Here is an 11,977-nt window from a genome sequence, read left to right on the forward strand (position 1 = left end):
ATTTTTAATGAAGACATTATTTAATGAAGACATTAGGGTCGATGATCAAAGCAACCTGACCGTCACCCAGAATCGTAGCGCCTGAAATTCCCTGGATGTTCGGAAGGTATTTGCCCAGGTTTTTAAGGACAATTTCACTTTGTCCCAAAAAGTCCTGAACAGAAAGAGCTGCCAGACGGTCACCCTTGCGAATAACAACAACCTCTGTCTCTTCTTCTTCATCCTCATTGAAGTCTGGTACTTCAAACAGCTGACTCAAGGAGATAAGCGGAATATGGGATTCGCGGAAAGCGATCATTTTGTTGCCGTGTACAGAACGGATTTGTGTCCGTTTGACGATCGCAGTCTCCACAATAGAAGACAACGGAATCGCATATTTTTCGGAACCGATCTGTATCATCATGGCCGCAATAATGGATAGTGTCAGTGGCAACTGCACAGAAAAATTGGTACCTTTGCCCAGAACGGAATGAATCGTAACATTACCGCCAAGGGAAGTGATTTTAGATTTAACTACGTCGAGTCCAACGCCGCGCCCTGAAACGTCCGAAATAACCTCAGCTGTGCTGAATCCCGGAGCGAATAGCACCTGATGGGCCTCTTCATCGGTCATTGCAGCTGCTTGTTCTCCCGTAATAATTCCTTTCGAAATGGCACTTTTCAGTACCTTCTCACGATTAATGCCGCTACCGTCGTCTTCAATCTCAATGAACACGTTATTGCCGCTGTGGAAAGCACGTAAATGAACTGTTCCTGTCTCCGGTTTGCCTGCCGCAATACGGATCGCTACTGGCTCGATGCCGTGATCCACGGAGTTACGCAGTAAATGCACCAGCGGATCACCGATTTCGTCGATAACGGTACGGTCCATTTCGGTGTCCGCGCCAGTAATGACCAAATCCAGCTTTTTATCCAGCGATTTGGCCAGGTCGCGCACCATACGCGGAAAACGATTGAAAACGGTGTCCACGGGTACCATCCGCAATTTAAGCACGACATTTTGTAGGTCACTGCTTACGCGGCTCATATGCTCTACCGTTTCCGTCAGCGCTGGATTAGAAGCCTCACTCGCCAACTGCTCCAACCGTACACGGTCAATGAGCAATTCACTGAACAAATTCATCAATACGTCCAGACGTTCAATGTCCACGCGAATTGTACGGTTGTGCGTAGGTGCTGCTGGCTTGGCTACTGAAGCTTTACCCTCGGCTGGCTTAGCACCGGAGGCCGCAGTTGGAGACTGCGGCTGGGATGCAGCGGAATGTTGTTGTATAGCTACTGGGGCTTCCTGCGCCGCAGCAGTTTCTGCCAGTCCAGCATTGACTTCGCTCATTTGCTTAAGCGATTCCTGATCCAGCTGTACAACAGAGACGGTTTCGATTTCGGAAATAGCGGCGATTTCCTTCTCCAGCTCTCCTACCTCTTTCTGCGTTATGTAATATAACGAGAAATTTTGTTCAAATTTCTCCTGCTCAATATCCTGTACAGACGGAAAAGATTTTACGATTTCACCGGAGTTTTCCAGTGTATTAAATACCATAAAGGCACGTGCAGCCTTCAACTGGCTTTCTGAGCTAATCGTTACCTGTATATAGTAAACCCGATGCCCTTCGGAAATAGATTGCTCCAATACAGAATACTGGAATTGATCCAGCACAATACCCGCGCTTTCGCTAGCGACCGCTTTTTTCGGCGTAACCGCCTCTGCGCCGGATTTTTGGAAATCGCCACCCACGATGGATTGCAGTGAAGCTACAATAGAGGATACATCCGCTTTTCCATCGCCACCCTCTGTAATGTTCTGTACCATGGACTCCAACGCATCCAACCCTTTGAAAAAGGTATCGAATATAAATTCCTGCATCGCAAGCTTGTTGTTACGCACCAAATCAAGAACGTTTTCCATTTGGTGAGTGAGCGATGCCAGGTCTTCAAAACCCATTGTAGCAGCCATTCCTTTGAGGGTATGGGCAGACCGGAAAATCACCTGAACGATGCCCATATCGGTAGGATTACTTTCCAGTTTAAGCATTTTTTCGTTAAGAGATTGCAGATGATCATTCGACTCATCAATAAACATGTTTAAATATTGGTTCATGTCCATTGTGAGACACCTCCTCCATGAGTTACACTCCGATTATTTCACAACTTGTACAAGCTTAGGGGCGATCTCCTGCATCGGCAGAAGGTGGCGCACACATTTTAACTCTACAGCCGAGCGGGGCATTCCGTACACTACGCAAGTTTCCTCATTTTCAGCAAATGTGGATTGTACCCCTGCATCATAAAGCTTTTTCATCATTTTAGCCCCGTCGCTTCCCATGCCAGTCAGCAACACCAGATGCCGTTCCAGAGAGGTTAACGGGAGTAGCGATTCGAACATCGTATCAACAGAAGGACGGTGACCGTTACGAGCTTCTTCCGTCATCAGTGACACGGTGTATTTACCGCTGCCTCCTGGCACAATTCTCAATTGATATCCTCCCGGAGCAATATAAGCTGTTCCAGTCTCCAGCCTCATCCCCTGCTCGGCTTCAACCACCCGGAGTGGACTCAACGTATTCAGACGCTGTGCCAGCGAACGAGTAAAGTTTGGCGGCATATGCTGAACAATGACAATCGGAGCGGGAAAATCCCCGGGAATGCGTTCCAGCAACGTCCTGAGCGCACGCGGACCACCGGTAGAGCATCCAACCGCCACCAGCTTGCGGAAGTTGGGCGAATACACTCCTTTTTTAAGGGAGAATCCCTTGGGCGCTGCCTCAACTATGGGTGCCGTCACTGGCGTAGCAGCCGTAGAAGTAACTGGAGCCGGAGGAACCGGCGTAGGCACCGTTTTTTGAGGCTCCGGCTTGATTAGCCCCCCCTTATCCGTGCCGTGCAGCGATTGGGCTGCGGCCGTACTGGAAATATTCAGTTTCCCTAGCGTACGTTCAGCTGCCTTAGGCGGCTCCTCCTTCTTCTGCTTAGCAGGTGCTTGCTCCGTCTTCCATGGCTGGGCGACTGGCTTACTTAAACGGCTGTCAGGCACAGAGCTTTCCGTCTGTGGCCGTTTCGCTTCCGGCTTACCTGCCGGAACAGACTTACTAGTATCCCGCTTCGGCGGAACCGTTACAGCAGTTGCAGAAGCAATCGGTGTACTATGAGCCTTGCCTGTAGGTGCTTTACCTTCCGTTCCCTTGTCAGCCACAGCTTGTCCTTCTAAAGTCTGCTCCAGCGCCGCTTTTCGTTCGTTAGCTTCCTTGCGCTCCAATCGGCTGCGGACTGCTTGCATAGCGGTGTGCATCTGCTCCAGTAGCGCCATGCCCACCTGCTTGATATCCTGCGCATGAGAGATGGAGGGCTTCCGTATAAAATCGAAAGCTCCTGCTTCCAGAGCCATAATGGTCTCCTTCATACCCTGTTCATTAATACCAGAGAGCATAATGACCGGAAGCGGATGGGCCGCCATAATAAGAGATAGCGCTTCAAGGCCATTCATTTCAGGCATCTCGACATCCATTGTGACCAGGTCAGGCTGTAACTCCTTCACTTTCTCTACAGCCTCTTTGCCGTTGGCGGCTGTACCTACGATGTCGAACGACTCATCCCTTACAATTAAATCTGAAATAATTTTGCGCATAAAGGCCGAATCATCCACAACCAGCACCCGGTAACTACACATGTTAAACACCCCTGTTTCCTTTCATCAAAATCAATGTGCTGAACGCCGCAACCATTTTTGCATAAACCCTTTGATTCCGCTCAAAGCACCTGATTGTGAAGCCTGCGGCATTGCTGCAAAACGGTGCGCCAGATTCAACACATCTCTGGATGCCGTACATCCCGGATAAGCAATTGAAAAAGGCACCTGCCTTTTGACTGCCTGCATGACATGAATGTCCTCACTGATATGTCCCAGCAACGGAATGTCGATCTCCATAAAGCGTCGCGCAACCAGCGCTATCTTATCGGCAACTTGACGGGCCTCATTATCGTTATCGGCACGATTGACTATAATTTTGAATACTGTATCCTTTTGCAATCCACTGACGACTTTGATCAGTGCATAAGCATCCGTTAAGGACGTTGGCTCCGGCGTAGTTACGACCATACACTCGTCAGCGGATGTGATGAATTTAAGGTTTTCTTTAGATAATCCCGCGCCGATGTCAAACAAAACATAATCCATATCTGCCGCGATTTTCTCCACCTCTTCGGCAAAATAATTCAGATCGTCATCGGATAACGTAAACAGCTCGCTCAAGCCAGATCCTCCAGCAATATAAGGCAAGCCTCCCACGCGCGTTTGAACAATTTCGGCCATTGATTTTTCACGTTTTAACAGGTGAAGAAGATTGTATCTTGAGTTGGCACCCATCAACACATCAATATTGGCCATACCGATATCAGCATCAAATACGAGTACCTTTCGGCCAAGCGATTGCAAGGTCAAAGCAAAATTAAGGGTGAAATTAGATTTGCCCACACCGCCCTTACCACTGGTGACTGTCACGATTTTCGCATGGCGATTACGTGCAGGCAGGCGATACTTATCCAGGGCTGAAGCCATTTGTCTAAGAGATTGGGCTTGGTCATTCATACAGAATCCCAGGTATCTCCTGACGATTCTGTGGCTCCGAACAGCAGGCTTGTCACCATTTCTGTATCTGGATGCAGCAGATCGTCAGGCACATTTTGGCCGTTCGTAATATAGGCCAGTTGCATTGGAAACTGGTGCAACAGATTAAACAAACCGCCGCAACTACCTGTCTCATCCATTTTAGTAAATACAACCTTACCAAGGCCAAACTTGCTGAAATGCCCGGTTATGTTGAGCATATCTTTGCTTTTGGATGTTAGGCTAAGCACCAGATATGTCTCACTTTCCTTAATAGGTGTAAGCAGACTTTGCAATTCCGAAACGACCAATTCATTACCGTAATTTCGTCCTGCAGTATCCATCAGAATCAAGTCACAATGCTCCAGACGTTGAATGGCTCTGTGAACATCTCCGGGAGATTGCACGACTTCAAGCGGCACACTCAAAATCGTAGCGTATGTACGCAGTTGCTCGACAGCCGAGATACGGTACGTGTCAGAGGTAATAAATCCGACTTTGCGATGATGCTTAAACAACTGTTCTGCTGCCAACTTGGCAATGGTCGTCGTTTTCCCCACTCCGGTTGGACCTGCCACATACACAATTTTGGTATCTTTCGAGATGCCCTTGTCCAGCCTTTCCCGAATGAATCCGGTCACTTCTGCACGAAGGGCCTGTTCCCAATCAAAAGATTCAGGATCAGACGGATGCTCACTTCGGCGCTCATATACCCGTTCAAGCCAATGCTCTAGCAAGTCGCGTTCCACTTCCTGCTCCAGCATACGCTCACAAATCTCTTGTAACGGTTCCGGCCAAGTGTTCTCCATCGCAGAATTGCGAGAAATTCGGTTCATCATAGCTTTCATTTCCCGTAATTCATAAAGCAAGGCCTGATTTTCCTCTGCTCTCATCTTGTCTGTAACGCTTGTCTCCGACGGTTGCTTAAACAACTCGTTGGTGGATGTTTCCCTTTTCGGAACCGCTGCTTTGTTGTTTAAAGCTTCATTCTGTGCTTCCACACGATAACCGGACCCAAATGATGAACGTTCTGTGCTTGAAGCAGCTTGTTCCGCGCCAGCTATCAAATCAGCTAATCCCTCTTTCGAGCCACTCGTCATCTGCGTTACCCGTCGATAGGCTTCAGGAGCGGCTCGTCTGGGAACTACCGGTGACGATGGCGCTTCCTGCTGATCAGGAGCATTCATAGGTGGAAAAGCCTCAACGGACTGCTGCTGTAACGGTTGAACCCGTCGTGGTTTTTGAAGCTGCTGCTCCTCTACCGCAGCGACGACTTCGATTTTCGTTTTACCGAACATACCCATGAATCCGCCGATCTTCATTTCCTTGGTGCTCAAAATGACGGCATCCGTTCCGAAGTCACCTCTGATTTGCATCATGGCCTCCGGCATTGTATCCACTACATATCGTTTCACTCTCATAAGTTCACCACCCCGACACTTTGAATTTCAACGTTCGGGTCCAGCTCACTGTACGACAGTACCGGGACATCCTGCATCGTCCGTTCCATCACTTGCCGCAAATACATACGAATTGTCGGTGACGTTAATACGATAGGCTGCTGCCCGGATTGAATGAGACGGTTGATTTGCTCCATCATCCTTTGATACACCGTCTGCGTTGATACCGGATCAAGAGCCAGATAGCTGCCCTGCTCCGACTGTTGCACGCTATCGGCAATTTTCTTCTCCAGCCCTGGTCCCACGGTAATGACACGTAACGGCTCTCCTTGCTGGGCGAACTGCTGCGTAATCTGGCGGGACAACGCCTGGCGGACATATTCAGTCAGCACATCCGGATCTTTTGTATAAGTACCGTAATCAGCCAGCGTTTCGAAAATAGTCACCATATCGCGAATGGAGATTTTTTCTTTTAACAACTTGGCCAGCACTTTTTGTACATCTCCAATCGCCAATACGGAAGGAATAAGATCGTCCACAAGCACTGGATAATTTTCCTTGAGATTGTCGACCAGCGACCGAGTCTCTTGTCTGCCAAGCAACTCGTGGGCATGTTTCTTAATCGTCTCCGTCAAATGAGTAGCTACGACCGAAGGAGGGTCCACAACCGTATAACCGGACAGCTCCGCAACATCCTTGGTATTCTCATCAATCCAGAGCGCAGGCAATCCGAAGGCTGGTTCTGTCGTTTCAATACCCGTAATGGAATCGTCGTCGTATCCTGGGCTCATCGCCAGATAATGGTTCAACAGCAATTCCCCGCCGCCTACCGTATTGCCTTTAATTTTGATTACATACTCGTTCGGTTTGAGTTGGATATTGTCCCGTATACGAATGACTGGCACAACCAATCCCAGCTCCAGCGCACATTGACGGCGGATCATGATAATCCGGTCCAGCAAATCCCCGCCTTGCTGTGTATCAGCCAGCGGAATCAGCCCGTATCCAAACTCGAATTCGATCGGATCCACCTGAAGCAAATTAATAACACTTTCCGGACTGCGAACTTCTTCAATTTGTTGCTCTTCTTCCATCTGCTCATCAGCAATCTGCTTACGTTCCATATTGCCCTGCATTCTTCGGGCCGCAAAAAACAGCAGAACAGCCAGTGGAAGGGTCGTAATGATATGAATAGGCGTGAATAAACCCAACAATGCAATCGTAGCAGCCACGATGTAAATCAGTTTTGGATATGAAAAGAGCTGCCCCGTCAAATCATCCGCCAAGTTTCCATCAGACGTAGCTCGTGTAACGATCAAGCCTGACGCCGTGGATATGAGCAACGCGGGGATCTGGCTAACCAGTCCATCACCAATGGTCAGAACAGAGTAAGTCGACAGCGCCTCCTGAAACCCTTTACCCTGAACAGCCATACCGATAATGAAACCGCCGACCAGGTTGATAATCAAAATGATAATACTGGCAATGGCGTCACCTTTAACAAATTTACTGGCACCATCCATTGCTCCGTAAAAATCCGCTTCCCGTTCGATTTTACTGCGCCGTTCACGGGCCTGTTGTTCGTTGATCAGACCTGCATTCAGGTCGGCATCAATACTCATTTGTTTACCTGGCATGGCGTCCAGTGTAAATCGTGCGCCTACCTCGGCAACCCGCTCGGAGCCCTTGGTGATCACGATAAACTGCACAACCACGAGAATCAGGAAGACAACAAAACCGACCGCAATTTGTCCGCCTGCAATCCAACTACCAAACGTAGCCACTACTTCCCCGGCATGTCCTTCACCTAAAATGAGCTTGGTCGTAGAAATGTTAAGCGCCAGACGAAACAACGTTGTGATGAGCAGCAATGAAGGAAAAATAGAGAACTGTAAAGCTTCCTTCGTGTTCATGGACACAAGTAGAATCATCAAAGCAATCGATATGTTGATCACGAGCAAAATGTCGAGCAACCATGAAGGGATCGGTAGAATCATCATAAGTACGATGCCGATGACGCCTGCAAGGACGGTTATTTCTTTTATTTTCACGGGTCTCCTGGCCTCCGATCCCTTTATTTCACTTTACCTTTTAATTTATATACATACGCTAGCACTTCGGCAACAGCCTGGAACAGATCAGCTGGAATCGCATCCCCGATTTCGGCTCTTTGAAACAGCGCCCGTGCCAGCGGCTTGTTTTCCATCGTTATAACACCGTTTTGCTTGGCAATTTCCTTAATTCGGAGCGCTACGTAATCTTGCCCTTTCGCAATAATCTGCGGCGCTTCCATCTCCGAACCGTCATATTTCAAAGCCACAGCAAAGTGCGTAGGGTTGGTAATGATGACATCTGCATTGGGAACTTCCTGCATCATGCGCTGCATAGCCATTCGACGCTGCCGTTCACGAATTTTCCCTTTGATCAGTGGGTCACCCTCCATTTTCTTGTATTCATCCTTGATGTCCTGTTTGGACATTTTCAGATTTTTCTCATGCTCATAGCGTTGATACATATAATCCAATACTGCCAAAACGATCATCACCACACCAATTTTGAGTCCCAGCTCCATTGTTAATCCAGCGGTAAAGCTCAACATCTGGTCACCGGACATTTCGGCCAACTTGGGTAAGTCTGCCTTTGTTTTCCACAGCACACTGTACACCAGATAACCGATCACCGTCATTTTCAAAACAGATTTCAGAAATTCGACCAGCGACCGCATGGAAAAAATATTTTTGAATCCTTTAATCGGGTCAATCTTGCTAAACTTAGGCGTAATCCCCTCTCCGGTTAACAAGAAACCGATCTGCATGTAATTCGCTGCTACCCCGATGACAATGGCCCCAATAAAAATAGGAGCCAGCATGATCATGATTTGCACGCCATACTCACCCATCATCAGCATTGTCGTGTTCGGTGTTACTTCCATCGATAACCGATTCACAAAAATATCCCGAAACAAGCGAACCGCATGATCCTTGAAATACCCGCCGAAAATCATAAGGCAGAAAAACGTTACCAATAGAACACCCGCTGCGGGCAACTCCATACTTTTGGCAACCTGCCCCTTTTGCCTAGCATCCTGTTTCTTTTTGGGTGTGGCTTTTTCCGTTTTTTCCCCTGAGAACAACTGCAGGTTCATAGCATATTTAAATGACAAACTACGTTCCTCCAAACCAGACATTAAGGACGATTACCCATAATATCCAACAAGTTGCGCATGGATTCGAACATCACAGTAAACAATTTTTCGAAGATAAAAGCAAAACTCGGCATCAGAAGCAGTAACATGAACAGTCCCACAATAATTTTGAGCGGCACACCAATAACAAAAATGTTAAACTGCGGAGCCGTTTTAGCCAAAAATCCGAGTCCCACATCCGTTAAAAAAGTAGCTACTACTATAGGGGCAGCAATTTGAAAAGCCAGCAAAAAAGATTCTGCGAAAGAATGCACCAGAAATTCTGTTACACTACCTCCATACAGCTTTACAAAAAAATCATTCGTCAGCGGCACCCAATCATAGCTGTATAAAATAGCGTTTATCAGATGATGGTGCCCGTTTATACTCAAAAAGAGCAACACGGCTATCGCAAACTTGAAATTCCCTGTTAAAGGAGATGAAGCTCCTGTCATAGGGTCAAGCACATTGGCCATACCGAAACCCACCTGAAGGTCAATAAAGGAACCTGCCGTTTGGATCGCTGTCATGAATAAATAAGCGGTGAAACCCAGCAACAACCCAATCAGCACCTCGCGACCCACCAACAGCACATACGCTGCATCTGTCGGTACTTGCTGATGCGTACCATAAGTAAGATACACGATCAATGCGAGAAATCCTGAAATCCCAACCTTAAAGGTATTAGGTACTCCTCGGGTTGAAAATATAGGCGCTACTACAAAAAACGAGGTGATCCGACAAAAAATCAGTAAAAAAACAGGAAAACTCTGTAACAACATGTCCATAACTTCAGCCTAACCTATATATTTATACAAATTATCCAGAATGTTAAACGTAAAATTCACTAATGTCGTCAATATCCAAGGTCCGAACAAGAGCAATGCCAGTAATACGGCAACAATCTTCGGAACAAATGCCAAAGTCTGCTCCTGAATTTGGGTTGTCGCCTGAAAAATGCTGATAATCAAACCGACGGCCAGTCCCAAAATCAGCATCGGAGCGCTAACTTTAAGCACTGTGTACACCGCTTGTCCGGCAAGGGAAATAATAAACTCCGAAGTCATTGCCGTCCTCCTTGATTGCTGTCCCTGCGGGAAATATTCATGTGTTAAAGCTCAGAAGCAATGATTTGACGACCAGATACCAACCGTCGACAAGTACAAACAGCAGTATTTTAAAAGGAAGCGAAATCATCACCGGCGGCAGCATCATCATCCCCATAGCCATGAGCGTACTCGCCACCACAATGTCAATAACCAAAAACGGTATAAAGATCATGAAGCCCATCTGAAATGCTGTCTTTAACTCACTGATGGCATAGGCTGGAACCATCACCGTTAATGGAATATCCTGATAGTCTTTCGGTTTTTCCATCTTGGTGTATTTCATAAAAAGCAGTAAATCCTTCTCCCGTGTATGAGAGAACATAAAGGTCTTGATGGGTACCGCAGCCTTGTTCAGCGCCTGAGACTGTGTCAAATCCCCCTTAAGATACGGCTGAAGCGCAGTTTCGTTCATAGCGGAGAACGTCGGCGCCATAATGAATAAGGTAAGAAACAGAGCCAGCCCGACAAGCATCTGGTTAGGTGGCATCTGCTGAGTCCCCAGCGAGGTGCGAACAAAGCCCAGCACGATCACAATTCGCGTAAAGCTCGTCATTAGTACAAGCAACGCGGGAGCTACACTGATGACAGTAATAAGTAAAATAATAGACAGCGAGGTGGCACCGGGCTGTCCTTTGTCCGAATTGCCGACTTGAATATCAATGTTCGGAATCGGTTCCGCAGAGGCCGCCGTCACCGAAATGAAGCTGAACAAAACAAGCAGCAAGCATGCAAGTATAATCTTTTTTCTCATGAATCTCCCGACCGATCTGTAGTATTCTCCTCATTGCGCAGCTTTTCGAGTTTATCCTTGCGATTCGACATCTGCCGAAGCTTGGATTCGAACATCTCGTGAAAAGACGTTTCCTCTTCAGGCTGCTGCTGTGCCGCGGTGTTCCGGCGAAGCTTATCCGCAATTTTAGCGAATAGCGGGGCAATCGGGCCGCGCTGCAGAGAAGCTTCCTGCTCCAGTGCGGCCAAAATTTGCTCCACTTCTTCAGGATCGGATACTTTGTCAACAAGCCTGATATCTTCTCCCACACCAATGAGATACACACTGCTGCCAACTTCAACAAGCTGAAGGGATTTGTTAGGGCCCAGCCCCACGCCTCCCAGTATGCGAACGGAGCGGTTGCTGAACCAGCTCTGATTTCTTTTACTCAAAAACCGTATCAAGTACACGATCAGTACGATGATAAAGATTAGCACGAAAAGGACCCATACAATGTTGCCTATATTGCTGGATGTACTCAATGCGTCAGAGGCACCCTGTTGTGTATCCATACCAGATGCGCCTTACACACCCAATGTTTTGCTGATGGCTTCGATAACCCGATCCGATTGGAAAGGCTTAACGATAAAATCTTTTGCGCCGGCTTGAATGGCATCAATAACCATTGCTTGCTGACCCATCGCGGAACACATGATAACCTTTGCGTTCGCGTCAATTTGTTTAATTTCCTTCAGAGCGGCAATGCCGTCCATCTCAGGCATCGTAATATCCATCGTAATCAGGTCCGGACGAAGCTCCTTAAATTTTTCAATGGCCTGTGATCCGTCCTGGGCCTCTCCTACTACTTCAAATCCATTTTTGGACAGGATGTCCCGAATCATCATTCTCATAAATGCAGCATCGTCCACGATCAAAATACGGTTTGCCATCTGAAATAAATCCTCCCTAAATTGT

At 47.5% G+C, this 11,977-nt stretch carries 11 protein-coding genes; all 11 read right to left on the bottom strand.

From position 1 onward, the window contains the following. Positions 1–16: 16 nt before the first annotated feature. The 11 genes from ACWGOO_RS00600 to ACWGOO_RS00650 are packed head-to-tail and all read right to left on the bottom strand — an operon-like array spanning position 17 to position 11,952. The gene (locus ACWGOO_RS00600; RefSeq protein WP_452480601.1) at positions 17–2,104 is read right to left on the bottom strand and encodes a chemotaxis protein CheW; all 2,088 of its coding nucleotides are present in this window, start codon (positions 2,102–2,104) and stop codon (positions 17–19) included. A gap of 33 nt (positions 2,105–2,137) precedes the next feature. Continuing rightward, positions 2,138–3,664 carry a chemotaxis protein CheB gene (locus ACWGOO_RS00605; RefSeq protein ID WP_452480603.1) on the bottom strand — a complete coding sequence of 509 codons (1,527 nt, stop codon included), beginning with the start codon at positions 3,662–3,664 and terminating at the stop codon, positions 2,138–2,140. Between the two features lie 30 nt (positions 3,665–3,694). Next, entirely contained in the window at positions 3,695–4,582 is an 888-nt protein-coding gene (locus ACWGOO_RS00610; protein WP_452480605.1) for a MinD/ParA family protein, read from the bottom strand. Then, a complete protein-coding gene (flhF, locus tag ACWGOO_RS00615) occupies positions 4,579–6,021 on the bottom strand; it encodes a flagellar biosynthesis protein FlhF (protein WP_452480607.1) in 1,443 nt (480 codons plus the stop codon). The genes ACWGOO_RS00610 and flhF overlap by 4 nt, the downstream gene beginning before the upstream one ends. Then, on the bottom strand, positions 6,018–8,051 hold the full coding sequence (gene flhA, locus ACWGOO_RS00620; RefSeq protein WP_452480609.1) for a flagellar biosynthesis protein FlhA: 2,034 nt from the start codon (positions 8,049–8,051) through the stop codon (positions 6,018–6,020). The genes flhF and flhA overlap by 4 nt, the downstream gene beginning before the upstream one ends. Before the next feature lie 23 nt (positions 8,052–8,074). After that, positions 8,075–9,187, bottom strand: a complete 1,113-nt coding sequence (flhB, locus tag ACWGOO_RS00625) for a flagellar biosynthesis protein FlhB (protein ID WP_452480610.1) — start codon at positions 9,185–9,187, stop codon at positions 8,075–8,077. Beyond that, entirely contained in the window at positions 9,187–9,972 is a 786-nt protein-coding gene (gene fliR / locus ACWGOO_RS00630) for a flagellar biosynthetic protein FliR (RefSeq protein ID WP_452480612.1), read from the bottom strand. The genes flhB and fliR overlap by 1 nt, the downstream gene beginning before the upstream one ends. A 9-nt stretch (positions 9,973–9,981) precedes the next feature. Then, entirely contained in the window at positions 9,982–10,251 is a 270-nt protein-coding gene (gene fliQ, locus ACWGOO_RS00635; RefSeq protein ID WP_452480614.1) for a flagellar biosynthesis protein FliQ, read from the bottom strand. A gap of 37 nt (positions 10,252–10,288) precedes the next feature. Continuing rightward, positions 10,289–11,044 (bottom strand): flagellar type III secretion system pore protein FliP, encoded by a 756-nt coding sequence (gene fliP / locus ACWGOO_RS00640; protein ID WP_452480616.1) that lies wholly within the window; start codon positions 11,042–11,044, stop codon positions 10,289–10,291. Continuing rightward, complete coding sequence (locus ACWGOO_RS00645) at positions 11,041–11,574, bottom strand: flagellar biosynthetic protein FliO (protein WP_452480617.1); 534 nt, start codon at positions 11,572–11,574, stop codon at positions 11,041–11,043. The genes fliP and ACWGOO_RS00645 overlap by 4 nt, the downstream gene beginning before the upstream one ends. A 12-nt stretch (positions 11,575–11,586) precedes the next feature. After that, positions 11,587–11,952 carry a response regulator gene (locus ACWGOO_RS00650; protein ID WP_452480619.1) on the bottom strand — a complete coding sequence of 122 codons (366 nt, stop codon included), beginning with the start codon at positions 11,950–11,952 and terminating at the stop codon, positions 11,587–11,589. Positions 11,953–11,977: the final 25 nt, after the last annotated feature.

The organism is Paenibacillus sp. NPDC055715 (assembly GCF_053617595.1).

Coding starts and splice junctions, on each gene's coding strand:
- ACWGOO_RS00650 (WP_452480619.1), bottom strand. CDS start 11,952: ATGGCAAACCGTATTTTGATCGTGGACGATGCTGCATTTATGAGAATG.
- ACWGOO_RS00645 (WP_452480617.1), bottom strand. CDS start 11,574: ATGGATACACAACAGGGTGCCTCTGACGCATTGAGTACATCCAGCAAT.
- flhB (WP_452480610.1), bottom strand. CDS start 9,187: ATGTCTGGTTTGGAGGAACGTAGTTTGTCATTTAAATATGCTATGAAC.
- fliP (WP_452480616.1), bottom strand. CDS start 11,044: ATGAGAAAAAAGATTATACTTGCATGCTTGCTGCTTGTTTTGTTCAGC.
- ACWGOO_RS00600 (WP_452480601.1), bottom strand. CDS start 2,104: ATGGACATGAACCAATATTTAAACATGTTTATTGATGAGTCGAATGAT.
- flhF (WP_452480607.1), bottom strand. CDS start 6,021: ATGAGAGTGAAACGATATGTAGTGGATACAATGCCGGAGGCCATGATG.
- fliQ (WP_452480614.1), bottom strand. CDS start 10,251: ATGACTTCGGAGTTTATTATTTCCCTTGCCGGACAAGCGGTGTACACA.
- fliR (WP_452480612.1), bottom strand. CDS start 9,972: ATGGACATGTTGTTACAGAGTTTTCCTGTTTTTTTACTGATTTTTTGT.
- ACWGOO_RS00605 (WP_452480603.1), bottom strand. CDS start 3,664: ATGTGTAGTTACCGGGTGCTGGTTGTGGATGATTCGGCCTTTATGCGC.
- ACWGOO_RS00610 (WP_452480605.1), bottom strand. CDS start 4,582: ATGAATGACCAAGCCCAATCTCTTAGACAAATGGCTTCAGCCCTGGAT.